Here is a 25474-nt window from a genome sequence, read left to right as displayed (position 1 = left end):
GAGGCCACTATGTTAGCACGGAAAAATGAAGTATTCCCAACGATGTCCAAATTATTTGGTGACTTCTTTGATAAAGAACTCACAGATTGGACCAATAGCAATTACTCCGCAACAAATACAACGTTGCCTGCGGTAAATATTAAGGATGAAGAAGACAAATTCCTGGTAGAAGTTGCAGTACCCGGAATGGAGAAAAAAGATTTTAATATTGATCTGAAGGACAATATGTTGACTATTTCTTCTGAAAAAGAAGATAAGAAAAACATGGAAGAAGATAATTTCACCCGCAGGGAGTATGCTTATCAATCGTTCAGCCGTACATTCACATTGCCAGAAAACATTGTGGATGCGGATAAAATAGCAGCTAAGTACGAGAATGGTGAGCTTCGAATAACCATTCCTAAAAAAGAAGAAGCTAAACCCAAACCTGCTCGTACAATTAAGATTTCTTAAGGTGCCGTCAGGCACCCGGGGTATCAGATTATTCTGATACCCTTTTTTTTGAGATTCAAAATTAGTTTGATTTGAGTTTTATAATTATTTTAACAAATCAAAAATTCAATACTATGAAACGGTTTGTTTTCCTGGCTGCTTTAATACTGATTGCAGGGAGTTGCGATGCACAGAAAAATGATAAAAAAATTTTCAATAAATCAGATAGTAAGAGTTTTGAGCCTCAAACCGAAATTAAAGTGAACAAGGAATATGACGACGACGGAAACCTGATACGTTACGATTCTGTTTACTCATCTTACTATAGCAGCGTTGAAGGGGATACTGTTTTTCAAGATAGTATTTTTAATAACTTTATGAATCAGTTTCAGTCTCAGTATCCATTTTCGTCAGAACCCTTTTTCGATGAATTGTTTTTTATCGATTCTTTGTTGCATTATGATTTTTTTAAAGACGATTTCTTTCAAAACAGGTTTGAGCAAAACCTGTATCACATGGATGAATATTTTCGGCGCATGGACTCCCTTAAAAACTATTATTTCAAACGGCATTTAAAAAAACAAAAATCAATGGGTGAGGATTTATAGAACGTTGGTTTAATGGGTTTTCCTGTTGTGGCCGGTTGTTTTTTGCCGGCCTCTTTTTTTATGGGTTTTAACTTTCGTTTTGTAATATACATGAAATTAGCGTATTCGTCGTTATTTATCTCAACGATGACTTATTTTTGTATATGCAGAAATTTTGGTTTGTGATTATTTTCAGTCTTCTTTCTGTTACTGCTTTTGCCCAGCAGTCAAATCTTTATAGCCAGTATTTCAGCATTTCAGATACCATTCAATTTGATACCGTACCCACCGTAAATGGAAGTGTTATAGTTCGAACTTCTTCTGGAATCATTTCAGATAGTGATTACCGTATTGACTATAAAAAATCAGCAATTTTTTTATTGCAAACATCTGGTTCTGATTCTGTGGAAATTGTTTGGCGCCGTTATCCTGTTACTTTCTATGCTGATTATTTTCACAAAAGCAAGGTATTACTCAAAACCAACAAGCCCCTTCCATTGGTACGGAAAAGAAACCAGCGCAACGAAATTTTTCAGGAATCGGATATAAACCGCTCCGGAAGCATATCCCGGGGTTTTACACTTGGCAATAATCAGGATGTTACCATGAACTCGAGCCTGAATCTTCAGCTTTCCGGAAAATTAACCAATGATTTGTCCGTAGTAGCGTCCATTACAGACAATAATATTCCGGTACAACCCGAAGGAAATACCCAACAATTGCAGGAATTCGATAAAATTTTTATCCGGGTTTTTAATGAAAAAATTAATCTTGTTTTGGGCGACTATCAGCTCCAAAGACCTGCAGGAACATTTTTAAATGTCAATAAAAAACTGCAGGGTATTCAGGTTTCCAACAAATTTGCGTTGGGGAATCAGGATTCGTTACAAATTAAAAATACTGTTTCAGGCGCTGTGGCCAAAGGAAAATATTACCGTCAGCAACTGCAGCCTGTGGAGGGCAATCAGGGACCTTACAAATTGAAAGGTGCCAATGGCGAGCGGTTCATTATTATTATTGCAGGTTCGGAGCGGGTCATAATCGATGGTGAAGAGATGAGGCGCGGACAGCAAAATGATTACACGATCGATTACAATAGCGCTGAAGTGACTTTTAATCCTTCAGTGCCCATATCCAATGACATGCGTATTTATGTAGAGTTTGAATATACTGAACGGAATTATACGCGATTTCTGGTATCTGATTATGCGGAATTTACAAAGGGCAATACACGCGTTTGGATGAACGTGATCAGTGAAAGCGACAGTAAAAACCAGCCCGTAGATCAGGACCTCGACCAGGAGCAAATTGATGTGCTGGCCAGCGTGGGAGATAATACCGATGCAGCTGTCGTGCCCAATATTCATGATCAGGAATTTGATGATGATATTATTTTATATGCACGCCGCGACACCATTGTAGATGGACAAACTTATGAAATGTATTATTATTCCAACAATCCGGATTCTGCAAAATATCGTTTGGGCTTTAGCCTTGTTGGCGTGCAAAAAGGAAATTATGTACAAGCCAATTCTCTCGCCAATGGAAAGGTTTATCAATGGGTAGCGCCTGTGGGAGGTGTACCACAGGGGAGTTATGCGCCCGTGGTAAAACTCACTGCGCCTCAATCACAGCAAATGGTCACCACCGGAGCCGAAATAAAACACAGCAAATTTAGCACGAGTCGAGTGGAGGTGGCCTGGTCCAGAAATGATGAAAATACTTTTTCAACCCTGGACCAGTCAGATGATCATGGTTTGGGCGTTAATTATGCGGGACAGCATAGAATACTAAGTGATTCTTTGCGCAGCCTCACTTTGCAATCAAAGTATCAGTTCGTGCACAACAATTTTAATCCATTTGAGCGGTTTCGCAGAGCCGAGTTTGAGCGTGACTGGAATACCCGCGAGCTGACGATTGAATCGCATCAGCATTTGGCAGGGCTTGCGCTTCAGTTTCAAAAAGAAAGAACTTTAAGTTTTGCTTTGGGAGCAGATCAATATTGGGTGCCGGGTTCGTTCAGGGGAACTAAAGGCTCTGCAGATGCTATGTGGCAAAATCGGTTGTTTCACCTCAAAAGTCGCATGAGTTACCTGCGCGCAGAAAATGATAGTTTGCATAGTGACTTTTTCAGGTCGAAGTCTGCTTTAGGTATACCGTTTTGGAAGCTTGAAGCAGGTGTGCGTCAGGAACTAGAAATGAATACTTTTCGAAATGCCGAAGATACACTAAATGCTGCTTCATATGAATTTTTTGAGTACGAAGCTTATTTGAAAAACAGGAAACTTGAGGGTGTGGAGGCCGAATTGAATGCCATTTACCGCTTAGATCATCAAGCTCTGGGTGGCCAAATGACGCCAAAAAAAGAACGTAAAGGTATTTCCCTTAACATGGCCTTGAATGGTAACTCTAAAATGAAATGGCGGCTTGTGGCCAATTACCGGCAGGTTCGCATACTGAATGACTCCCTGGTTAAAGTTAACATTCCCGACCAGCATGTGAGCGCCCGCATCGAGAATCGCAGCACTTTGTGGGATGGCATCATTCGATCTTCCACCTTTTATGAAGTAAGCACAGGACTCGAAAGCAAAAAAGAGTATGCTTACCTCGAAGTGGAGAAGGGACAGGGGAATTATATCTGGATAGACCGGAATGAAAATGGTGTAAAGGAATTAAATGAATTTGAAATTGCACAAATACCTGCAGAGGCCGATCATATCAGAATGTATATTCCGACGGATGATTATATTTCGGTATATGCCAATCAGTTTAAACAAAACCTGCAAATTAATTTTCGTAAATGGAAGGTGAGCGAAAAGAAAGGGCTCCGTTTTCTGGCCAGGTTCTCAGACCGGTTTTCCTTTAGTGTGAACCGCAAAGTTACTAACGATAATTTCGTTGTGTATGCCAATCCCTTTAATCTGCACAATGGCGATTCAACGCTGGTTTCCAACAGTCAGTCGTTCCGGAATATGTTCAGTTTTAATAAAACCAACCCGAAGTTTGGTGCCGACCTTATTCTGAGTCAAACTGTGAGCAAAAACTTATTAACCAACGGTTTTGAAGGAAGAGAATTGCAAATAGCTGAGTTGCAAACCCGCTGGAATGTTACACAGTTTCTTACTTTGCTAAACACAGCATCGTTAAGTGAAAAGTCTAAAACCGCAGAATATTTTACAGGTAATAATTATAATATTCGCAACTTTAAAGCAGACGCAACTTTTCGTATTCAGCCCCGGGTTTCTTATCGCTTTGAACTCCAGTATAAGTACGATGAGAAAGAAAATACACGGGGCGCTGAGCGAGCTGTTCACCACGATGGCGGTGTGGCTTTTCATTATGCCAAAGCGGGTAAAAACAGTGTTGATGCTGCTTTTCATTATATCGATGTTACATTCAATGGTACGGGTAATAATTCTCTGACTTACGAACTGCTCAATGGGTTACAAAGAGGGGCCAATTATACCTGGGAGTTGAACTGGAACCGGCAACTCTCCAAAAGTTTTCAAATGAGCATACGCTACAACGGTAGGGCAGGAGACGATACAAAAACTATCCATATAGCCAGTATGCGTGTTAGAGCTATGTTTTAGGTAAAAAAGAGGCTGTCTGAAAAGTCGAATTTTTATGTTTTCCCTTGTCAGACAGCCTTTTTTTAATCATTTTGCTATTGTTTTATAAACTTGAACGTATGCACAGCATCGCGGTCAATTATTTTGATTAGGTAAATACCTTTGTTGTAATTTTCAAGAGGTAAAATATACTGATCACTATCAATAAACGCTTCTGTTTGCTGCTTGCCATTTATGTCGTATAAAACAGCTTTTGCGTTGTCTGCATTACGAATGGTTAAATGGCTCGTTGCCGGGTTAGGATACATCTTTATTTTGTTTTTCAGGCTATAAATACCCACGGGCGTGTCACCAGACAAGCTTATTGTGCGTGTGGTAGCGCCCGTGCTTTCATGCAATATTTCAGCAGTGAAAGGACCCTGCGCAGTTGGTGCATATTTTACATAAATTTCAGTTTCTGTCACACTTCCGCTGGTTTGGGTAAGTGTTTCACTTGTACTCCAGGTAGTGCCATCGGTTGAGATGGTGAAAGAGCTACCTGCGGATACAGTCAGTAAAATATCGTTGGTGAGGTTAGCACCTGAGATGGAATAAATGTTTACAGAGTCTTCATTTATGGTCACTTCACCAAAATCTATTGCGGTTTCTGAAATTAAAATGTTTGGTGTGTTAGGTGCAATTCCTTCGCCTGTAACATCTACATATTGGGTGGGGGCGCCATCACTTTGGTTGGTGATGAGACTCTGGTAAGTTGTTTCTGCAACCGGGCTAAACTGCACATAAACGATTTGGTTTATTGTGCCTGATGAGTGTGCAACAGTGATAGCAGTTGCGAAACCACTTCCACTTGTGGTTGAAACCAGGTACCCTTCCGGAGCTGTAACGGTTACGTCATTGCTTAGGCCTGAAGCTGTAAGCTCATATGAAAGTTCATTTGATTCACCCGTTGTGATAACTCCAAAATCAAGATTGTCGGGTGTAACAGATAATCCGCTGTTCATGTCTATAGAAATGATTTCGTTTTCAGAAACTGCAACAGCACCTTCTACAGTTTCAAATCCTGTAGCATCTACCGTGTAGGCCAGACTGGCATTTGAAGTTGCATAGACATCTGTGAACAGGGCTTCACCGTTTGCGCCGGTTGCTTTTTGTCCGTACCCTGCAAGCGCTACTGTGGCATTTTCTAAGGGTGTTCCATTATTCGAAACTACAAATGTCAGGTTGTAAGTGGCGATAGCATCAGAAGGTAACTCAATGTAGTCGATCCAGCCGCAATCACTTCCATTGCTTACTGATCCGTCTTTTTCGTATTCCCAGGTAAATGTATGTGATCCTGCTGAGATGTTGTAGCTAAACTCCTGCCAATCAGATTCTCCGCTCCAGGAGTCCTCTTCATTTCCATCAATGTAGAATTTCAGAAAATCATAACCTGACTCAGACGATACTTTACGGTAGAAACTAATTATTCCGGCATCTGTGTTGGCTGTTAGCGTCATCGTGCTTACCTGATCGTCGCTTACATTGCCGGACTCAACACTGTAACTGCCTTCGTAGGCTTCGGTTGTTGTGCGGAACCAATCGGCATTTCCTGATAGAGAAATACTTGCTGGTATCTCTGTTTCGAATGTGATGGCTTCTGATGGTACGAGGGCAAAATCTACAACGTTGTTCTCCGTTGTCACCGTAACTGTTTTATTTTTCTGGGCATACCCGTTTTTATAAGCAACAATCTCATATTGGTCTTCAAAAACACTTATAGTGTAGTGTCCATTGACATCTGTATTCACTGATGAAATGGATGTACCCGGGAAACTAATTTCTGCATTTTCGAGTGGCAGGCCGGTTTGGCCGTCAATAACTGTACCTGTAAGTTGAACTTCGGCAGCAGGTTGAAGCGTAACATCGAAATTGGTTGTGGTTTCCCAATCAGAAACTGTAATGGATTGGGTTTGAGCAATATAGCCTTCTGCAGAAAAGGTTACATTGTAGGTTCCCGGTTCAATGGGTCGGTAATAATCGCCAACATCCGTGTCAGTATACACTTCGGAGTTATCCTCATCGTGACTTAGAATTTCAACTTTCGCATGCAATGGGTCATTATTCGGGTTGGTTACCGTACCATAAAAACCGTAAGCCGTGGCTTCTATAAATCCAATAAGAGCATCTCGGTTATATGTCCAGTGGGCGGGTAAATTTTCTGAATCGAGCATTTTTTGATTGGAAAGTTCAAGTGTGATTTCTCTGCAATGATGGTAATAGAGCATGTTGTCTTGTCGGCTACCATCAACTACGTACCAATCGCCACCATGTGTCACACCATTGTCTTGTCCGGTCATATAACCGCTGGGACTGTTGTATTGCGCTGTGTCGGCATAATTGCGGGATACATGCTCAAACCAGTTGTGGTCTGCATGTGTTTTTACATTGGACGTCCAGCTGTCCCAGGGGTAATTTACCAATTCGATACCACTGTGTAAGTTTGATGAACCTACGAAGTTATGGGCTTCGGCAAAGGCTATTTGCATTTGTATTTCAGCTTCATATTGTGAGCCCGGGTTTGGTAATTCAGGTGATGGAAAATTGCGATTCAGGTCTACGAAGTTGGAATTGGAACGTGTCGCCCCTGAAATAGTATTGTCTCCGCTTGCATAGGCTCCGTCGGGATTAGAGAGCGGGTTAATCCATATTTCGAAATTGTTCACGAGGTTTGTCACACGGTCCATAGTTCCGTAGTTTTCAAGCATATGGTCTATGAGCCTCAACAACATAATGTACGAAACTATTTCGTCTCCATGCATTTGACCCGTGTAATAATATTCTGGTTCAGCCTCTTCAACGTTAGGGTTATCGGTAATTTTAAGTACAACTATGTCTCTGCCGTCTTCAGAAGTACCAATGGTTTCCAGGCTGCAAATATCAGGGTGATTGGTAGCAAAGTCATTCATCATCTGAAGGTACACATCGTGGGTGGGGTAGCGGTCCCAGTTGGCCATTTCAGCTACGGTTGTAGCCATTGTAAGAGATTTGCCGGTTGATGGATGCGGCAAGTACTCAAAATCGTAATCCAACGTTTTAAATTTTTCTAATTCATTTGCGTTGGCATAAGCTACCACCGTTTTTCCATCAAAATCATCGATCGAAACAATGGATGAAATTTTTCTTAATTCCTTTTTGCTTTCAACATTAAATTTAATGATACTTTCCTGAGCCTTTACTGCAAAGGCCATTATACTAATAAGGGTTACGAATAATAATTTTTTCATGATAAGTCGGTTCTGTTTTATTTTACGATAATTTTTTGGTTATAGTTTTCTCCTTTATACGATTGTATACGAATTAGGTATATGCCAGAAGGTGTGTTTTGGAGGTCGATTTTATATTTGCTTTGTTTCTGGCTTAATTGTAATTCCTTCATGATTTTCCCTTCTGATGTAATAAGCTGGATTGTATTCATGCCAGCGTGCGATGGCATGTCTATGTAGGCAAAATTAGCAGCAGGTTGGGGATAAATATGAATTTCTCCGTGCACAGGCTTATGTGCTTCTATTGCTACATGGTTGGTTTTAAAATGGAATGTTTTACCTGTGTACTGGTAGCTATCGCCAACGGTTACCACAATGTCGGGCAGTATTGCCATTGGAGCAGGAGCTGTACCGGTAATATTCCATTCATTGGTATTTGCTGTTTCCAGTGTAATCCATTCGGGAGCAAGCAGTAAATCTCCTGTTAGCGGGTCGTTTTCGGGATCTGATGCTGAAAATGGATGGGCGAACGGTTCGCCTTCCGAAACATCGATTTCACTGTCAGCGGTAATTTCCGGCGGGAGATTGTTATCAGGAGGGTTATAACCGGGTATGGGAAACATGATGTTGTCTATCCATGCACAATCATCGCCATTAGAAACGCTGCCATCTTTTGAATAAGCCCACTGGAATGTGTGGGTTCCTGCTGAAACAGGGTAGGCGGCACGACTCCATGAAATTTCGCCATCCCAGGTGTCCATGGAAGTTCCGTCTATGGTGAATTCCAGATAGTCCCAAAGTGTACTACTACCATCTTCGCACGATACCTTGTACATGAAGCTGATTGAATCGGCTTCGGGTACATCCATGGTTATGCTTAGCTCACTCATTTGATCGTGATCAATATCAGGCGAGCAACTGCTGAAATTGCCTTCAAATGTACCTTCTGTAGTGGCTTCCCATGGGTGTGTGACATCATTTACCCAATCGTATTTGGAGAAGTCGCCGGTTTCAAAATCTTCCAGTGCCTGGCCTACAATACAGTTAAATTGCATTTCGGGTAGCTCAAAGTTGTCGTAAGCTCCGCTGTAAACCAGACTAAGATTACTACCGCTGCTTTGTTCATTGCTTGCCTGTATGGCAAATTCTATTGCCACACTGGTTTCATCGCCAGTTGGTATGTAGTTTACGGTATCGTTCAGTATGGTGATGTTTTTACTCGTGTTTTCAATATGTGCCATCACATTTTGTGGCATTATGCTTCCTTTGTTTTCCAGTTGCACGATTAGTTTTATAATCTCCCCCGGATCAAAAATGCCATTTGCATTACCACTTATTTCGTCGTTTAAAATCGCGGTTTGCCAGTTAAGGTTCGGAGCACGACTAATTAGTGTTTTTTGCATTGTGTGCGTCAGTTCGTCATCCTGGAAAAAACTAAAGGTAAGCACAATGGGTAACTGGTCAGGAATTGTATCGCATATGCTTAAACCAAATGCTTCAGCAATGTTGGTTTGTTGGAGTGCATTTACCGGTTCAAGTGATACAATGGTATCGCTTATTTCAATATATGGATTTTCGGTGCTCACTTTCAATAAAGTTGAGGCTGAAGCATTTTCGCCCACATTCTCAAGCAGTAAATTTGGTGTGTAGGTGTTGCCATAAATTGGTTGTTGTTCGCCGTCAAGGTCGATTTCCGATACAATCAGATAGCCTTCCTGTGGCCGTTGTAAGGTTTCCTGTACGGTGTCTTTGAGTACATTGTAACCACTGCTTATGATGTCAATTTCTCCGAGTTCAGAGAATGGTTGCGCTAAAGTAATTTCTGCTTCACCCGTTTCGTTAGTTGTGCCGGTTCCGTAAAATACATCGGCAATTTTAATGACCACGGCAATGTTTTTTGCGGGCTGCCCATTTTCTGTGGCATTCACCGTAATGGTCGATTCACCTACGTATACATTTCCGGGAACTGTAACTTCAATATTTCTTGGGTCGTTTGTCCATATGGGCAATAAGGGTTCGCCCAGGGCATTGCAATCATAAAAACACCAGCGGAGTGCTCCGGGTTCGTGTTGTCCGGCTGCCTCAACCCAGCCTGATGTTTCAATTTTGGATATCATGTGGGCTTCAGCAAGGCTTTGGATACTGTCGCCATACAGGGCATTCATAAATTCGCGGTGTATATGCTGGCTTGGACCTTCGGTTTGTCCTTCGTTGAACCAACCATAGCGGCTGTTGCCAACAAATGCTACGGCAAAATTATCAATTTGGAGCATCTCTTCAGCAATGCAGTCGCTATCGTCAAAAGCACCGCAAATGCATCCATGAGTATAAATGAGCGGAAAGTTATGTGTGATGCCGTTGACCTGGTCGAAATTACTGTTAGTAATATCGCTGTTGTACAGGCGCATTGCGTAATTTGAGTTGCTGTGGCCAACATGATGGATGAACGGGTGCCCGTTATTTATTTCATTGATAATGTCGCTCGATGACCACGATGCATTTCTGTCGTAAAGGCTGTCAAACGGATGCGAATCGGGAATACCTGTGGTGGTATATCCGTTATCGTCGTGTGTGCCGTGGATGAGGTCCAGGTACTGAGCGCCCCAGGTAAGCGGGTTGTCATAAAGATGCTCACTTGCAAGTAAGGGGTTGTTAAGCTCGCCCGTGATGGGCTGATTGGTATACATTTGTGTTTTATTGAGCATTTTGGCCAACTCCTCATGGGTTGTAAATGGCATGCGTGCCAGGGCAATTTCGGGAATTAGGTCATCTTCTTCAGGCTCTGCCCACTGGTTATCACCGTCAGTATTCCAGTTGCCGTCAAGTGCCATGTAGTAGAGGTCTGCAGGAATGTCGTCATCTTCATACACCGTACTCGATTGTACCTGGCAAAAGAACCCGCGGTGCGGAATATGCTCCACATCGCCACCCAATAAAACGTACATTACGTCATGGTTTTGGTAGTAGTCGATGATGGCGTTCCGGATTTTTTCCTGCAGGTCAATCCCATCATAATTAGATTGGATAGATTCTACTGTTAGTACCTCTGCTGAAAGGCCTCTCAATTCATAATCCTGAATCATTGGGTTGAAATCTGAGGTGAACTCATCAGGTGTGATAATGATAGCATCTATTACGTTGGTTTTTGACTTTTGATGTTTCTGGTAGTCTTTTATTGCTGCAGTATGGTCGCAAAAATTCAGCACACGTGCATTAACCTTTTTTCTGTCAGATAGCATTGATGTGCCCTTTTTATCAGTGTTTTTGTAATGAACAGTAAGTTTTACCGTTTGTGCAAGCTCAATTTTTTTAGCAAGGGGATAATATTCGATGGGTGAAAATTTTATCTGGGCTATATCATACCCGTTCATGCGCTCCTGGTTTACAACAATGGTTTGCTGAAAGTCCAGATTTTTTTCTTTGGAGTAGCGGGACTGATTTTTTATAAACCCACTATCTTTTTCAGCCGATAAAGGCTGCACATGTTGCATTGGCATTAAATCGTGTTCGAGCTTAATGTGCTTTTTCTTTGCAACGTCTATTTTTACATCTGAAACTTGTGCCCCGGGAGGGAGTAAAATATTTGTGAGACAGTAGGGCTGAGCGGGGTTTCCCGGTGCTGCCATGTTTTTTGCTCCTGGTAGTGAAAGTATACTGTGCTCATTTTGAGTTGAAAGGGTGTGTTTTTCGAATGTAAAATTTCTTACAATCGTTTGCGCTGATGCGGAAATTGTCCACGCCAGCATAGTGACTAATAATAAGAACCTCATAGCTTTCTTTTTTGGATTTTGGAAAGCCATAAATTTAGCCAAAATTTTATGAGGACAAAGTATTTATTTGATTTTTAACATCTATGATCTCTTCTAACGATAATCGGCCTCCGATTTTTGAGATTATTTTTCCGGCCATTACAGCACCGCATTTTCCGGATTTTTCCAGTGACCAATCATTGAGTAGCCCAAATAAAAAGCCTGACGCAAAAAGGTCTCCTGCACCTGTTGTGTCAATGGCATCAACACCAACAGCTTCGACTTTTACTTTTTGACTGCCTGATTGGATAAAGGCACCTTTCTTCCCCACTTTAACTATAGCAACTTCAACATGTTCAGCAATTATTCCCAGGGCTTCTTCAGGCTCCTCACCGGTAAATGCTTTTGCTTCTTCTTCGTTGGCAAAAAGAATATCGACATACTGTTTTACAATACCCCATAAAAACTCGTAATTATCTTCAACCACATTAAAGCTGGCCAAATCGATGGAAACTTTTGCGCCGGCTTGTTTTGCAAGGGCCACGGCTCTTTGTAACAGTTCATGATTTTGCACTAAATAGCCTTCGACGTGAAAAATATCGTAAGCTTCGAACATTTCCGGTTTCAGGTCGCCGGGGGAGAGTTCAATGGCTGCCCCGAGATGAGTGGCAAAAGTTCGTTCGCTATCGGGGGTTATCATGGCGATAGCCTTGCCGGTAGCTGATTTGCTTTTAATAAAAGTAGATGAAATGCCTGCATTCTTCAGGTCGTTGTGGAAAAAATCGCCCAGTTCATCTTCGCCAACTTTACCAATGAACCCGGTTTGGCCGCCCAATGCTGCAATTCCATGAACCGTATTCCCGGCTGATCCTCCACTCAATTGTTGCACAGGCATATTTTTTGTTTTTAGCATCACAGCGTCACTTTGCACTATATCTACCAATTGCATACTACCCTTTGGAAAATTAATTTCATTGAGCAGGTCATCGTTTGGTATCTGCACAAGCATATCAACCAGGGCATTGCCCATTCCAAGTATTTTCTTCATATTCAGGCTTTTAGTTTCTTTTGTGGCTGTTGAAAGCCATACAAAGATGCTGCTTTTTACGTTGATTTACAAATATTAAAAGCGCCTGTTTTTTTGTATTGTAACAGAGGCCTTTAGTTGTCATACCATTTTTTTGTGCAATAAGGTTGTTTTTTTTTCGAAAAAAAATTTTGCAAATTCCAAAATAGAGTTTACTTTTGCATCGCGTTTGAAACAAAACGACGATCTAAAATTCCTCCTTAGCTCAGTTGGTTTAGAGCACATGACTGTTAATCATGGGGTCCTAGGTTCAAGTCCTAGAGGGGGAGCAAAGAGCACTGGCAGCAATGTTGGTGCTTTTTTTTGTGGGCTTGGCTCAGTTGGTTTAGCGCATCCCGTAGGTAATTGATATTATTATTTCAACACATCTCAACGATTTTATGCCGCATAAGTCCGTTCAAATCCCTTTGTCGCTGAAAGAATATAAACATAAAAGAACCAGTCATTCGTCTGAGGCCATTGCTGGCCAGTATTTCGAACCCGGTGATATTTTATATAAAAACGAGATCGTACAGTTAAGTTTAATTCGTTTGCATTGCTATTTACACCACCCTCAACTGAGTTTCGAAGCTGACTGGGGGATGGAAATGGCCGAACAGATGGAAATGAAAGACATTATTCGGGGCCATGTAAACTCGCATAAGGAAATGTTGCGAAAAATGATTAAGAAATTTCTTTAGCTACATGTTTTGCAGTAAAATCGAGCTTCATGCCAATATAGAAAAATTGCAAATTTTTAGTTTTGGAGAAAAATTATTTCTTTGAATATCAGGAGGGTTCAAGGCTCAAGTCTTAAATGAATCTTATTGTATTTGGGCTTTTTTAATGCAAGAATGTCACTTCTTTAAAGTAATAATGCCGGATATCGCCCTGGCTGTCTTTTATGGTAAGGCGCCCATCGTAATCGACTTGTTGAATTTGGCCAGTAAACCTGCCATGAACATCTTCAAAATGGAGTAGCTTGTTTTTTCCATAAAGCAGGCTGTGGTAATTTTGGTAAATCAGCGCTTTGTTTTTTTTTAGTTGAAGATATTGTTTGTCTATACAATTGAATAGTTCTTTTGCTATGGATTCTAACTCAAAGTGCTTTCCGGCAACTATGCTCAGAGAGGTTGGGTTTGGGGCATTAATGAAACGTGTCTGGTTTATGTTAAGGCCAATACCTGCAATGGTACGTGTAATGGCACTTGCTGTAAATTCATTTTCAATCAGTATACCACCTGCTTTTTTGTCTTTTATGTAAATGTCATTGGGCCATTTGATCTTTACTTCGTTGCTGTATTGATTTAGAAATGTTGCTATTCCAACTGAAATGGCCATCGACACAAGGAAGCTGTTGGCAGGTTCAAGAAATGTGGGTTCAAACACAATGCTTCCTGTTATATTCTGTCCTTTTTCGCTTTCCCACTTGTTGGTGCCTGTACCACGTCCGCTTGTTTGAAGTTTTGCAAGTAGCACTGTGCCTTCTCCCGCCTCGCGATCTGCTTTTAAAGTGCTGTTTGTGCTGGTAACCTCGTCAATATAATTAAAATTTAATTGCATGAGCAGAAAGTGCTTTTAAACGATACAAATTTAGCAGTTTCTGGTAAGCGAATAAGTCTTTAAGGATTTATCTTCCACTTTTTCCATTCGTCTACAATACCAATGCTCACATTTGTTTGGGGCGTTTGTTCTTTTTCGTTGATTAATACAGACTTAAGTGCAACAGTTTTTTTAAGGTAATCTGATAAGGCTCCATATGTGATGTCTCCTTTAGATTCCTGAAGTTTTTTTAATAAATAGTAAGTAAAAAAACCGTGGTGCTCATCATGATAGGGTAACGATGACTGATTTCCACTTGAAGCAGAAAAACTTACAATATTGCCCCTGAGGGTGTTTTCGCGAGGCTTTATTTTAACACCTCTTGCAGCAAGAAGTCCCTGGTTTCGGGCCCCTCCGCTAAAGCAGGCGTCAATAAACACTGTTACTTTTTCAGAAGGAAATTCTGCAAGGGTGGTGTAGAGCCCTTGCAAACTTATACCCAGTTCCGGGTTTTTACCACTAACATCTACAGGCATAAGGTATGGAGCTTTGGTTTTTTCGTCGGGCAGGCCATGTCCTGCGTAGTAAACCAAAACATCAGCATTGCCACTGGTATTTTTTAAAATGAGTTTTAGTTTGGCAATGGCCTGGTTCATTTGTCCTGTAGTAGCATCAAGTATAAAAGTAATGTTTTGTTCAGGTATGCCCAGTAAATTTTGCGCATAAATTTTAAATGCACTTGCATCATTTCTTGCGTAGGCCACATTTACCTCCTCAGCCAGGTCTTTTTGGTGCGATGAGTAATCTTCGTTGCCAATAATTACTGCAAATCGATTGGGTTTTTGTGAGGCTGAGCGGGGTATGTTTTGATCAACCGACGAAAGTTTTCGGAATTCATAATTTTCAACATCGGGTGTTTTTCCATACTCTTTTTTATCGGCGGTTTTATGCCGGGCATCATTAGCATCCTGTCCATCCGGCTGATAGGCATAGGTAAAGTTTTTAAAAACCTTTAGAGCATTGTCAATGCTTTTCTTTACAGATTTTTTTGTGTAAAATGATGCTTTAGTTGTTTCATCAATTTCAAATACAGTTTCGTATTCGCAATTGATAAATTCTAAATTTGTACGTATCTCAACAGCAACATTGGAGGCGTTTTTCACGAGATAGTTACAGGTGAGTATCTCGCAACTGCTACCCTGATTGGTGTAAAGAATGCTTTTGTCTAATGGTTTCGGGAATCCTGCTGCAGCCAGATGTTTGGTGATGATTTGCTCAGCATAGTCGTTGTACTCAGCATTTCTTTTTTCTGGTTTTAGCACAATGGATTTATACTTATTCAACAGCATAATATTGTTGAATTGTGCCTTAACTGTGTTGCAGCTTAAGATGACGACTGTCAGTGCAAATATTTTCAATATGTGTTTCATGGCCCCTTGATGTTATTAGGTTAAAAAAAGTAATATACCCTGAGCATTTACCCAGGGTATAAATTTTTACCAGTCTAAAGTGTATGATGCTGTAACCTCTATGCTGCTTGTTCCGGCCTTTCTGTATCGAGCTCCGAATCTTAATCGGGAGAATGTGTCTGTTTCTATTCCAACAGCAAAACCTGCATTGGCCTCAGGGTTATAGGTATCGTCCTCTTCTCCGTCTACCTCTCTTGTAGCAGATGAAATGGTTGAAAGCATTGGTCCGACAAGTACCCTTAGATGATCTGATAATGGAAAGAAAACGAGTATCGGCACATCTATGGTTTGATGTTTATAATCAATGTCGATAGTTGTACCAGCTGCATCTTGTTCATCGCTTCCGGTTTGGAAATTGTAAATAATTTCTGGCTGAACGCCAAATCTGTCAAAAATTTCAGCGTTGATGAATACGCCTGCGTGAACCCCAAATCCACCATTGACATTTTCAATAGTGGTGGCGCCAAATCCGAACCGCGGCCCATAGGTAAACTGACTGTAGGCGCTGGCGGTTGATATAAAAATAAAGAGAATTATAATGGTCCTTTTCATATCTGTATAATTTTGATATTAGTGTTCATCCGATGGCTATCTGATGGAACTGCATTTTTTAAAATATGCGCTTCAGGAATGATTGCTCCTTGGATCGTCCTTCTCTTCCTGGTAGCACGAGTTTGTTGTTTTGAAGTATTCTGTAAATCTCTACATTTGGAATGGTGTCTCTAATGCTGTCGTATTGCGAGATGTATTGTTCTCCAATCACATTGAGGTTATTTTGATGAATCATGAGAAATTCACTGTCATCCACGCCGTGTGTTGTTGTGAAGGAGTGTAGCTCCCCATCGACAAACATGGTGTAAAGTGTTTTGTAGTCTTTGTCATAATAAATTTCCCCTGAAGTTTGTGATTCTTCGTTGGTGGTTCTTCGCGAGAACTCATCGCGGTTAAGTGTAGAGACTTTAAGCTTTCTGTTTTTCAATCGGTAGTTGAATGTTAAAAGCTTGTTGCCTGTGGTTTGCATGTGATAGACATTATAAGGCTCTACACCCAAAATGTTTACCACCTGGTTGAGTTTCATGCCGTTTTTCAATCGGCTGATTTTGTCTACATCTGTAAATGGTGGTGCGATGTACCTGTTGCACCCAACTAAAATAAAAGCTGATGCGATCAACAGTAATAAAATTTTTTGATTCATAGTATAAGTAATTATAGTTAGCAATTACTTATAAATTTAAGGAATTTAGACTATTAGGCGAAATTTTTTTTTAAAACAATGTGCGGGTTCTTTTTAGGTAATTCCTTTTTTTCTGGAGATGCAACCTCCTGGATAAAGCTTTTTTTAAGTATTTTCTCCTTCAAGGGTATAAATTACGTTTTCCAGTCTGTCTTTCACTTCTTTGGCAATTTGCGATAACGCATCATTATCGATTACCTGCATGGAGGTAAATGGGTCGATAGATGCAACTTCAATTACCCCGGGCTCGGTTTCCTGCAAAATCACATTGCAGGGCAGCATAACACCAGCTTTGTTTTCAATGGTTAATGCTTCATGCCCAAGGGGAGGATTGCATGCGCCAAGGATGGTGTATTTGCGGAAATTAATGTCCAGCTTTTCTTTAAACTTTTCCTGAATGTTAATTTCAGAGAGAATTCCAAAACCTTCATCTTTCAATGCATCTTTAACTCGGGCTAAAGCTGACTGAAAGTCGGTTTGTAGCGTTGTTGAGATGTAGTAATTCATGGCAGTGGTTTATAAATTTCTACGATTTTTTTTCATTTTTGTTTGCTATAAATCCAGATAGTCAGGGTTATTGTACGGGCTCAAAATCATCATAAAACCCATCCCATGCCCACCATAACGCATTATAAGCATTGGGTGATTCGAGGTTTGCGGCTCCAGAAAGGTTTACCGGCTTGCCAAAAATATCATATTTTATGCCTTGTGCGTCTCTTAAAATGATTGGGAATTCATTTTCAACCAGGGTGAGTCCGGAATTATTATTGAAGCTGACTATGAGTCCCATCTCACGATAACTAACTATAACAATATTGTCTTTTGTGATTATGGACGGTCCGTTGGGTAAATCGTTATGACTGATGGTGATAACATAATCATCTTGTATTACTCCGTAAACATTTTCACCTGGCGAATACAGGGGCGTAGATATATCATCGTCTCCGGGATTTGCATCTTTATAGCCGTTTTGCTCGTTTTTTTTTGCAGATGATTCGAATGCTCCATTATAAACTTTTGCATTTGGGTAATAGGTTTTAATCATACCCAATGTGCTTTCAAAAGAGTGGAGTGTTTGGGGCTGCGTAAGATCCTGTCCGCCGTAAATTTTTTCAATTAACATTTGAGACCATAACCGGCGATGCTCAATATCGTAAAGTACCAGGTTCTCACGGTACAATAATCCTGAGGCGGCAAATGTGAAAACCGTATCGCCTATTTTCCGGTCCCAAACCATCGAGGTTCGTGTAAGTGGACAATAATTCGGTACAAAAAATTTGTCTCCCGATTCCTCATTAAGTACCTCAATGCCCATGTAATTGAGGGGGTAGGCAAATACCTGTCCACCCTGCCGGGTGACCAATACCCTTGACGATTCAGGCATATCAATAGCTGATGGAGTGGTGTAGTTGACCATTGTAACTATTGGGAAAGTTTCTCGGATACTCGTACCCGACATTTCAGTTGTATCTACACGCCAATAAAAACCGTGCTTGTTATTCGTTGATATATTTGCGTCATCTGGCTCGCAAGATAAAAGTATCAGTGCTGTGGATATTAGAATGAAAGCTCTCATTTATTCTTTTTAATATTAGTCGGCTATTTATGTAAAACCTTACAATTGAAATATGTTTTTGGTTTATTATCGTGAGATTTAATTTTTCGGACTCACGTATATAAGCATGTCAATAAAATGACAATTATTGTTAGATTTGTTAATGGTGAATGGAATCTTAATTAAGCATTATGAGAATCGTACTTTTAGCTATAGTTTTGAGCTTGTTATCATATACAGGACAGGCACAAATAGAAAAGGAAATAAAATCTTATAAAGATAGCACTGTTGTGCTCACCAATAAGGCAAAATCATTAATGCTGAAGTATGCCGCTGAAGAAAGGCCAGAAAAAGTGGCCGAGATTTACGGCTATATTAATGAGCGTGTGACCGGCCGTAAGACTAATTTATATACCTATTCTTCTGAGCTGTATGTGTTACTGCTGTCAAGGCAATGGGAGTTATGGATAGAGCATGCAAGAAAATGCAGACAAAGGTTTGGAGATGATCTTTATCCGGGCATCAAAGATTACACCGAACAGTATTTTTATGAATTGCAAAATCAGGTGCCTCAATTAAGACAAGCACTGAATACTTCAGACCTGCCAGAAATAGACAGAACTATGCTTAAGATTTTTCTCGAATTAATTGAAGCGGGAGGGGTCAATAAGGAATACGAAACAGCACTGAAGAAATTTAAAAGAAATTACCCCCGAACGAAATATGATGATTTTATTGACAGATATTTGCCGGTTGTAAATATTGATTTTATGATTGCCAGTGAATTTGGCCCCCAGGTATTATTACCAACCGGTGAGCTGGGCAACACCTTAAATTGGAATGTGGGTTTTTATTTTGGCGGGACGTTTCAAATTGAAAAAGTGTATTTAAATGTTTCTGTGGGGTTTGGTAGTTTGGGACTGAATTACCCGGTTGATGCACAACTTGACGCTGATGAGGTTACTTTTGAAAAAGATGAAGACTTCTATTTCTACGACTATAGCGTTGAAGCAGGATATACCGTTTATGAGAAAAATTCAATGCGTTTTACACCTTACTTTTCATTTGGAGATGCTGAATTAGATAGCCCTGATTTTAATTACGAAGGCGACGATACCTTTATAGATGTATTCAGTTCAAGGTCTTATGGCCCGGGGTTAAGGTTTAATCTGACACTGACAGAGTTCAACTATCGTACTTTTTACGGGCATTCATTGCCTGCACAGCTTGATTTATTCGCAAAGGGTGGATACCGTTTTATGTCGGGTATTGATGACGAGTTGTTTTCAGGTGGTATGGCTTATTTAAGTGTTGGAATCGCTTTTGGTATGAATTATTAAACTGCCTTTATTCAGTACCCTTTTGTTTGGCCCGGACTTTTTTCAATTGTTTGATGAATCCTTTTTCCAAAAAGCTGTTTTTATCGAGCCGGCATAGATTTTCATACATTGGTTTGGTTACTGTAAAAGCAAGTAAGTTTGGTGGCAGATACTGTCGCATGGCCATATCTGTGGCCCCAATAACGGCTTGTGGCTTATTTAAGTCCTCGAAAAGCGATACAGACTGCATGCATCCCGAGCCAAATGGGGCCAAAACAGGTTCGGGATCATTTTTGGTGGCATAATATTGGGCTCCGATCATCAACATGCTAAGTTGATCGGGGTTCACCAGGAAGGTGATGGTTTTTACATATTTGTAAAGCTCATTTTTTAAAGGTCCATAAAGAATATACTCGTGCTCCGGTTTATATTCTTCTGATTCACGAATCCACTCGTCCATTAAAGCATGATTTGCTTTTAAACCCTCGTCGTCGGCTAAAAATTTAATGAAATCTTCATGCGACTGCAAAGGTTGATTAAAAAGGTGGTGCGAAGCCCCGCCACAACCAAAGTTGTTTTTTGTTAGCGCTACTGTTTTACCGTCGAGCCACTTTTTATAAAACGAATACATGCAGGCGTGCCCCTTTTTATTGGGCGCTATCACCGGGTTGAAAGGCTCAGTTTCCGGAGCATCATAAAAGGCAATTAATGGTTGGTCGATTTCGGTTTTTTCCAATAGGTACGAAGGGTCAACTTCCATTTTCAGTGGTTTATGTGTTAAGGCAAACAATTTAATGAATATAATTGAGGAATAGAAATCCAGACTGCAGCTTTATAATTCCTCCGCCAAGTTAAATTTGACGGAGGAATCTGTTGTTGCACTATAAATTTTCAATCACTGTGTCGAGTTTTTCTTTTACCTCTTTGGCGATCTTTGATAATTCCTCATTGTCTACAACCTGCATTGAAGCAAATGGGTCTATTGCTGCTACCTCTACTTCATTGTCTCCGATTTCCTGCACAATTACATTGCAAGGTAGCATCGTTCCGATTTTGTTCTCAGATTGTAACGCTTCAAGGGCCAATGGGGGGTTGCAGGCACCAAGGATAGTATACTTTCTGAAATCGACCCCAAGCTTTTCTTTAAGTTTTTCATTGATTTTAATTTCAGACAATATACCGAAGCCTTCGTTTTTTAAGGCCTCTTGTGTTTTTGTGATTGCTGAATCAAAATCGCTTTTAATTATTTTTTCTGTGTAGTACTTCATAATTTATTTGTTTATTGGTTTTAGATTTAATTTTCTTTTTAGTAACTGTGCATTTATGGCCACTATCACAGTACTTAGGCTCATTAATAATGCCCCTAGTGCCGGATTAATCAGTATGCCGTAGCTGATGAGCACACCGGCTGCAAGCGGAATTGCTACCACATTATAGGCTGTTGCCCATACAAAGTTCTGAATCATTTTTGTGTAGGTGGCCTTGCCAAACTTTATCAGAGCTGCAATGTCATTGGGATTACTGTTCACAAGGATAATATCAGCGGTCTCGGCAGCAATATCGGTTCCTGAACCAACAGCTATGCCCACATCTGCCGTAGCCAGGGCAGGGGCGTCATTGATGCCATCGCCTGTCATAGCTACCACTTCACCTTGACTTTGAAGCTCTTTTACTTTTTCTTGCTTTTGGTCGGGTAAAATGCCGGCAAAATAGCCATTCATCTTCAACTCTTCGCTTACACTTTTGGCCACATTTTCATTGTCTCCCGTAATTATGTATGTTTTAATGCCATTAGCCTGAAGTGACTCAATAGCTGAATAAGATTCTTCTCTTATTTTATCTGCCAGGGTTATGAGTCCGATAACTTTGTTATCAACCAATACATAAATTACCGTTTCGTAATCTTTTATTTCTTCTGTTTGCGGTATATCAATATTGTTATCTTTTAAATATGCTGGCCCGACTACCGCAACTGCCATGTTGTTTACCGAAGCTTGTATGCCTTTTCCTGTAATGCTATCAAAATTCTTCGCTTCCGGAATTTGAATGTTTTCTGTTTTTGCCTTTTGTAAAATACCATGGGCAAGTGGATGGTCCGAATGATTTTCAACGGCAGCAGCCAACTCCAGTACTTTCTCCTTTTTATAATTTGTGTCCATGGGTTTAATAAGATTTACACCAAACGTACCTTCTGTAAGGGTGCCTGTTTTATCAAAAGCCAGAAGTGTAATTTTTCGCGATTTTTCAAAGGCTGTACGGTTTCTAATCAACAATCCGTTTTGTGCCGAAATTGATGTTGAAATTGCAGCAACTAAAGGCACTGCAAGTCCCAGGGCATGCGGACAGGTAATAACCATAACACTTGCCATTCTTTCCAGTGCGAAAACAAATGGTTTTCCGAGTACGAGCCAGGTTGTTAGTGTTCCGGCACCTACAGTTAGTGCTATAATGGTTAACCAAAAGGCAATACGGTCGGCGAGGTTCTGAGTTTTTGATTTTTTTGCCTGGGCGGAGCGCACCATTTCGATCACTTTGTGTAAATATGCATTTTCTCCTGCCTGCTCAACCTTTATTTTTAGCGAACCATTTCCATTGATTGTACCTCCGATAACATGGTCGTCTTTTTGCTTTGCCTGTGGCTTTGATTCACCAGTTACCATCGATTCGTTAACTTGGCTCTTACCTTCGAAAATAATCCCGTCTGCCGGAATTTTTTCTCCCGGTTTTACCAGTACTTTGTCGTCCTCTTTAAGGGAATCGATCTCAACATCTTCAGTATCGATCCCTTTTAACTTGTGGGCAGCCGATGGCATAAGGGCAGCCAGTTTTTGAAGCGATTGTGATGCCCCAACAACCGATTTCATTTCAATCCAGTGTCCAAGCAGCATAATATCAATTAGGGTGGCCAACTCCCAGAAGAATGTTTTTCCTTCTAATCCGAAGGTTGTTGCTGTGCTGTAGCCAAATGCAACAGTTATGGCAACGGCTATCAGGGTCATCATTCCCGGACTTCGTTTTTTTAATTCATCAAAAAGCCCTTTAAGGAACGGCCATCCACCATAGAAGAAAACCACAGTAGATAATGCAAACAAAATCCATTTATCACCGGGCACTTCCAGTGTGTAGTTTAGGATGCTTTGAACAAGCGGTGACAATACAAGTATTGGTACAGTGAGTGAGAGCGAGATCCAGAACCGTTTCTGGAAATCTTTAATCATCATCTTATGGTGTTCGGTGTGGTCATGATTACTGTGATGGTGGTTATGTGACTTGTGTTCATGATTGCCATGATTTGTTTCTTTTTTGTGCTTGTGATCATGGTGCTTATCCTGGTTGTTCATACTAATTCTTTGTGGTTTTAATTAGCTTAATTTTAGTGCTTTATGTTTGCTTTAGTATGACAAGAACGAACGGTCAATTGTTTAAATAAATGGGGGTACAAAAAAGCCCGGTTTGGCAATTCCAGACCGGGCTTTCTTTATGAATTTATTGTTTACAGGGTTTCAAAAAGCTCATCACTGGGTTTACGAACCTTGGCTTGATGGTGGTAGGTGTCTTCTTCTGATCTGTATCCAATGGCAGCAATTACAGCTGCATTCAGGCCTCTTTTGTCTAATCCAAGAATTTTATTGTATTCTTCGGGTTTAAAGCCTTCCATCGGTGAGGAGTCTATTTTAAGTTCGGAGGCAGCCGCCAGCAATGTTCCAAGTGCAATATAGGTTTGGTTTGCTGTCCATTGGTCAACTGTATTGCCTTTAGCTTCAATGCTTTTTTTCATTGTTTTGCTAAACCCTTCCAGTGCTTCAATATCCTGATTCCTTGTTTTGGCTGTGAGTTTTACGTATTTATCCACGTCTTCGGGTGTGGGATTTGTGTAATTGCAAAAAACCACCAGATGCGATGCGTCGGTAACTTTTTCCTGGTCGAAAGAGGCCGCTCTCAGCTTTTCGCGCACTTCTTCATCTTCAATGATAAGGATCTTGTAGAGCTGCAATCCATAGGAGGAAGCCGAATAGCGCACTGCTTCTTTTATTTTTTCCAGGTCGGTGGGTGCAATTTTTCTGCTCTTATCGTATTTTTTGATGGCGTACCGCCATTTCAGGTTTTCAGTTATTTGCATATTATTCTTTTTTAATGGTACTTCAATAATCAGTATTTTCGCTGTGATATGGTAAACACCGATACCCGGTTTTTTGATCACGTGGACTGTACTTTTTTTCGCAACTATATTAAAAACGGTACGTTAAGTGCTAAGTCTAATTTGCAATTCGGCTAGCAATAGAAAGATTATTTTTTGTTTGAATACTCATTATCTTTATCAAAATTTAGTATTAGAATTTTCAGTGATGTATAAAACTTTTTTGATTTTCTTATTGGTACTTTGGACTTTTGGTTTTTCCTCATGTGATAAACCTAATCAATTTACACCTGGACAACAAGAGCTAATCATGGCCAGCGATACTTCACAAGCCATGCGTGTTTGGTCAATTGCGAATACCGAAGATTCACTGCTGCTTAGGCAAAAGAGCAAGCAGGTTATTCCCGATTCAACTGATGAGGTTTTACAGGCATTAGTGCATCGGCTCTACAAAACCGTTACAGATAGTGTGTCATTAGGTGTGGGTATATCGGCCCCCCAGGTAGGTATATTGAAACAAGTGATTTGGGTGCAGCGTTTCGATAAAAGTGGCTTTCCGTTTGAATTTTATCTGAATCCACGCATCAGGCAATATTCGGAATTGACCCAGGAGTGCCGCGAGGGCTGCCTTTCGATCCCTGATCGCATGGATACCCTCAATTCCCGCTCTTACGCCGTTTTACTTGAATATCAGAGTATGGACGGGCAGCAACACGTGGAGATGGTGGAGGATTTTACTGCTGTGATCTTTCAGCATGAGATCGATCATTTGAATGGAATTCTGTACACGGATCATCTTGAAGCGGAGGTGCAGGCCGAAAATAGCACAAAATGAAACTGAAGCCATCAGCATAAGCGTTGCAGCATGGCTGAATTACAAATTTAGCCGAATGTTCATGCAGTTGATTGTGGGTTTGTGCCAGAAAATCGGAGGCGTCATTGCGAGGGCGAAGCCCGTGGCAATCTGTTGCAATCAACCGAACCGGAAACTTGAAACAGATCACTTCACTGGCGCTCGTGATGACGGCTCCGATTTGGGTTTTGTGCAGTTTAAACAGCGACGTTATCGTCCATTCGGAGACATCATCGCGAGGGGCAAAAGCGACGCAACGAACTGTAGTATTCAACCCTGGCGGAAGCCACGGTTTATCATAAATAAGTTCACTTTTATTCTGTATAGCAAACCGATTGTTCTCTGGCTTTTTGCATCAATTTACGTGTAAACTGACTCAAATCTTTATGCATTTGCGTTCTCGCTGATTTTGTGACGGCCGTTGTGTCACAATGTTCATCAATGTATGTGTTTTCAGCTTCCGCACATCCATCCGGGTCATTGTCTGTGGCAAGGTCAGCGTCGCAATAATAATTTTCGCCGTCGGGATTTACGTAATAGCAATCTCCGCCATCGGTCGGACAGCAAATTGTCGGTATATCGCAATATTCGGGAAGTCCGTCGAAAGCTTCACAAAGTTCGGCTTCCTCTTCTTCACATCCCCAGTTAAAGGCCAGGAAAATTCCAAGTAGCGCCAGTGGTAAGAAATAAATCTTTTTTTTCATAGTCAGGTTTTT

General features: G+C 40.8%; 20 protein-coding genes and 1 tRNA gene. 7 read left to right on the top strand and 14 right to left on the bottom strand.

All coding sequences use genetic code 11. From position 1 onward, the window contains the following. Positions 1 to 9: 9 nt before the first annotated feature. From ACTB0Y_RS07655 to ACTB0Y_RS07645, 3 genes are all read left to right on the top strand, one after another. Positions 10 to 453 (top strand): Hsp20/alpha crystallin family protein, encoded by a 444-nt coding sequence (locus ACTB0Y_RS07655; RefSeq protein ID WP_463206225.1) that lies wholly within the window; start codon positions 10 to 12, stop codon positions 451 to 453. Positions 454 to 566: 113 nt separating this feature from the next. After that, a complete protein-coding gene (locus ACTB0Y_RS07650; RefSeq protein ID WP_463206224.1) occupies positions 567 to 1040 on the top strand; it encodes a hypothetical protein in 474 nt (157 codons plus the stop codon). Positions 1041 to 1201: 161 nt separating this feature from the next. After that, positions 1202 to 4612, top strand: coding sequence for a hypothetical protein (locus ACTB0Y_RS07645; RefSeq protein WP_463206223.1), 3411 nt, complete (start codon positions 1202 to 1204; stop codon positions 4610 to 4612). 74 nt (positions 4613 to 4686) lie between these two features. On the opposite strand, the gene ACTB0Y_RS07640 is transcribed toward ACTB0Y_RS07645, so the two are convergent. The 3 genes from ACTB0Y_RS07640 to ACTB0Y_RS07630 are packed head-to-tail and all read right to left on the bottom strand — an operon-like array spanning position 4687 to position 12630. Beyond that, the gene (locus ACTB0Y_RS07640) at positions 4687 to 7854 is read right to left on the bottom strand and encodes a M14 family zinc carboxypeptidase (RefSeq protein ID WP_463206222.1); all 3168 of its coding nucleotides are present in this window, start codon (positions 7852 to 7854) and stop codon (positions 4687 to 4689) included. Positions 7855 to 7871: 17 nt separating this feature from the next. Next, on the bottom strand, positions 7872 to 11603 hold the full coding sequence (locus ACTB0Y_RS07635) for a C25 family cysteine peptidase (protein ID WP_463206221.1): 3732 nt from the start codon (positions 11601 to 11603) through the stop codon (positions 7872 to 7874). Between the two features lie 46 nt (positions 11604 to 11649). Continuing rightward, positions 11650 to 12630 carry an adenosine kinase gene (locus tag ACTB0Y_RS07630; RefSeq protein ID WP_463206220.1) on the bottom strand — a complete coding sequence of 327 codons (981 nt, stop codon included), beginning with the start codon at positions 12628 to 12630 and terminating at the stop codon, positions 11650 to 11652. 233 nt (positions 12631 to 12863) lie between these two features. Here ACTB0Y_RS07630 and ACTB0Y_RS07625 point away from each other — a divergent pair. Both ACTB0Y_RS07625 and ACTB0Y_RS07620 read left to right on the top strand, forming a co-directional pair. Beyond that, positions 12864 to 12938, top strand: a tRNA-Asn gene (locus ACTB0Y_RS07625). A gap of 111 nt (positions 12939 to 13049) precedes the next feature. After that, positions 13050 to 13349 carry a hypothetical protein gene (locus ACTB0Y_RS07620; protein WP_463206219.1) on the top strand — a complete coding sequence of 100 codons (300 nt, stop codon included), beginning with the start codon at positions 13050 to 13052 and terminating at the stop codon, positions 13347 to 13349. Positions 13350 to 13491: 142 nt separating this feature from the next. Here ACTB0Y_RS07620 and ACTB0Y_RS07615 read toward each other — a convergent pair whose 3' ends face one another. The 6 genes from ACTB0Y_RS07615 to ACTB0Y_RS07590 all read right to left on the bottom strand — a co-directional run bounded on the left by ACTB0Y_RS07615 (position 13492) and on the right by ACTB0Y_RS07590 (position 18469). Continuing rightward, positions 13492 to 14211 carry a biotin--[acetyl-CoA-carboxylase] ligase gene (locus ACTB0Y_RS07615; protein ID WP_463206218.1) on the bottom strand — a complete coding sequence of 240 codons (720 nt, stop codon included), beginning with the start codon at positions 14209 to 14211 and terminating at the stop codon, positions 13492 to 13494. A gap of 59 nt (positions 14212 to 14270) precedes the next feature. Further along, entirely contained in the window at positions 14271 to 15620 is a 1350-nt protein-coding gene (locus tag ACTB0Y_RS07610; protein WP_463206217.1) for a caspase family protein, read from the bottom strand. Between the two features lie 66 nt (positions 15621 to 15686). Further along, positions 15687 to 16211, bottom strand: coding sequence for an outer membrane beta-barrel protein (locus ACTB0Y_RS07605; RefSeq protein WP_463206216.1), 525 nt, complete (start codon positions 16209 to 16211; stop codon positions 15687 to 15689). A 58-nt stretch (positions 16212 to 16269) separates the two neighbouring features. After that, entirely contained in the window at positions 16270 to 16854 is a 585-nt protein-coding gene (locus ACTB0Y_RS07600) for a hypothetical protein (protein WP_463206215.1), read from the bottom strand. Between the two features lie 144 nt (positions 16855 to 16998). Then, positions 16999 to 17400 carry a DUF302 domain-containing protein gene (locus ACTB0Y_RS07595; RefSeq protein WP_463206214.1) on the bottom strand — a complete coding sequence of 134 codons (402 nt, stop codon included), beginning with the start codon at positions 17398 to 17400 and terminating at the stop codon, positions 16999 to 17001. A 67-nt stretch (positions 17401 to 17467) separates the two neighbouring features. Beyond that, positions 17468 to 18469 (bottom strand): DUF3179 domain-containing (seleno)protein, encoded by a 1002-nt coding sequence (locus ACTB0Y_RS07590; RefSeq protein WP_463206213.1) that lies wholly within the window; start codon positions 18467 to 18469, stop codon positions 17468 to 17470. A 170-nt stretch (positions 18470 to 18639) separates the two neighbouring features. On the opposite strand from ACTB0Y_RS07590, the gene ACTB0Y_RS07585 reads away from it, so the two are divergent. Next, entirely contained in the window at positions 18640 to 19788 is a 1149-nt protein-coding gene (locus tag ACTB0Y_RS07585; protein WP_463206212.1) for an autotransporter outer membrane beta-barrel domain-containing protein, read from the top strand. A 7-nt stretch (positions 19789 to 19795) separates the two neighbouring features. On the opposite strand, the gene ACTB0Y_RS07580 is transcribed toward ACTB0Y_RS07585, so the two are convergent. From ACTB0Y_RS07580 to ACTB0Y_RS07565, 4 genes are all read right to left on the bottom strand, one after another. Then, complete coding sequence (locus tag ACTB0Y_RS07580; RefSeq protein WP_463206211.1) at positions 19796 to 20527, bottom strand: DUF169 domain-containing protein; 732 nt, start codon at positions 20525 to 20527, stop codon at positions 19796 to 19798. Between the two features lie 121 nt (positions 20528 to 20648). Further along, positions 20649 to 21035 (bottom strand): DUF302 domain-containing protein, encoded by a 387-nt coding sequence (locus ACTB0Y_RS07575; protein ID WP_463206210.1) that lies wholly within the window; start codon positions 21033 to 21035, stop codon positions 20649 to 20651. Positions 21036 to 21038: 3 nt separating this feature from the next. Then, on the bottom strand, positions 21039 to 23108 hold the full coding sequence (locus ACTB0Y_RS07570; RefSeq protein WP_463206209.1) for a copper-translocating P-type ATPase: 2070 nt from the start codon (positions 23106 to 23108) through the stop codon (positions 21039 to 21041). A gap of 152 nt (positions 23109 to 23260) precedes the next feature. Beyond that, a complete protein-coding gene (locus tag ACTB0Y_RS07565) occupies positions 23261 to 23887 on the bottom strand; it encodes an NAD(P)H-dependent oxidoreductase (protein WP_463206208.1) in 627 nt (208 codons plus the stop codon). Between the two features lie 226 nt (positions 23888 to 24113). Here ACTB0Y_RS07565 and ACTB0Y_RS07560 point away from each other — a divergent pair, with 226 nt between their 5' ends. Beyond that, the gene (locus ACTB0Y_RS07560; RefSeq protein WP_463206207.1) at positions 24114 to 24740 is read left to right on the top strand and encodes a peptide deformylase; all 627 of its coding nucleotides are present in this window, start codon (positions 24114 to 24116) and stop codon (positions 24738 to 24740) included. A 332-nt stretch (positions 24741 to 25072) separates the two neighbouring features. On the opposite strand, the gene ACTB0Y_RS07555 is transcribed toward ACTB0Y_RS07560, so the two are convergent. After that, positions 25073 to 25462 (bottom strand): hypothetical protein, encoded by a 390-nt coding sequence (locus ACTB0Y_RS07555; RefSeq protein WP_463206206.1) that lies wholly within the window; start codon positions 25460 to 25462, stop codon positions 25073 to 25075. Between the last annotated feature and the right edge of the window lie 12 nt (positions 25463 to 25474).

Source organism: Salinivirga sp., assembly GCF_055145285.1.
The sequence above is the reverse complement of the archived record's forward strand: the minus strand, read 5'-3'. Positions and strand labels throughout refer to the sequence as shown.

Coding starts and splice junctions, on each gene's coding strand:
- ACTB0Y_RS07610 (WP_463206217.1), bottom strand. CDS start 15,620: ATGAAACACATATTGAAAATATTTGCACTGACAGTCGTCATCTTAAGC.
- ACTB0Y_RS07600 (WP_463206215.1), bottom strand. CDS start 16,854: ATGAATCAAAAAATTTTATTACTGTTGATCGCATCAGCTTTTATTTTA.
- ACTB0Y_RS07605 (WP_463206216.1), bottom strand. CDS start 16,211: ATGAAAAGGACCATTATAATTCTCTTTATTTTTATATCAACCGCCAGC.
- ACTB0Y_RS07555 (WP_463206206.1), bottom strand. CDS start 25,462: ATGAAAAAAAAGATTTATTTCTTACCACTGGCGCTACTTGGAATTTTC.
- ACTB0Y_RS07580 (WP_463206211.1), bottom strand. CDS start 20,527: ATGGAAGTTGACCCTTCGTACCTATTGGAAAAAACCGAAATCGACCAA.
- ACTB0Y_RS07630 (WP_463206220.1), bottom strand. CDS start 12,630: ATGAAGAAAATACTTGGAATGGGCAATGCCCTGGTTGATATGCTTGTG.
- ACTB0Y_RS07575 (WP_463206210.1), bottom strand. CDS start 21,035: ATGAAGTACTACACAGAAAAAATAATTAAAAGCGATTTTGATTCAGCA.
- ACTB0Y_RS07635 (WP_463206221.1), bottom strand. CDS start 11,603: ATGAGGTTCTTATTATTAGTCACTATGCTGGCGTGGACAATTTCCGCA.
- ACTB0Y_RS07585 (WP_463206212.1), top strand. CDS start 18,640: ATGAGAATCGTACTTTTAGCTATAGTTTTGAGCTTGTTATCATATACA.
- ACTB0Y_RS07615 (WP_463206218.1), bottom strand. CDS start 14,211: ATGCAATTAAATTTTAATTATATTGACGAGGTTACCAGCACAAACAGC.
- ACTB0Y_RS07560 (WP_463206207.1), top strand. CDS start 24,114: ATGTATAAAACTTTTTTGATTTTCTTATTGGTACTTTGGACTTTTGGT.
- ACTB0Y_RS07650 (WP_463206224.1), top strand. CDS start 567: ATGAAACGGTTTGTTTTCCTGGCTGCTTTAATACTGATTGCAGGGAGT.
- ACTB0Y_RS07595 (WP_463206214.1), bottom strand. CDS start 17,400: ATGAATTACTACATCTCAACAACGCTACAAACCGACTTTCAGTCAGCT.
- ACTB0Y_RS07620 (WP_463206219.1), top strand. CDS start 13,050: ATGCCGCATAAGTCCGTTCAAATCCCTTTGTCGCTGAAAGAATATAAA.
- ACTB0Y_RS07640 (WP_463206222.1), bottom strand. CDS start 7,854: ATGAAAAAATTATTATTCGTAACCCTTATTAGTATAATGGCCTTTGCA.
- ACTB0Y_RS07570 (WP_463206209.1), bottom strand. CDS start 23,108: ATGAACAACCAGGATAAGCACCATGATCACAAGCACAAAAAAGAAACA.
- ACTB0Y_RS07590 (WP_463206213.1), bottom strand. CDS start 18,469: ATGAGAGCTTTCATTCTAATATCCACAGCACTGATACTTTTATCTTGC.
- ACTB0Y_RS07655 (WP_463206225.1), top strand. CDS start 10: ATGTTAGCACGGAAAAATGAAGTATTCCCAACGATGTCCAAATTATTT.
- ACTB0Y_RS07565 (WP_463206208.1), bottom strand. CDS start 23,887: ATGCAAATAACTGAAAACCTGAAATGGCGGTACGCCATCAAAAAATAC.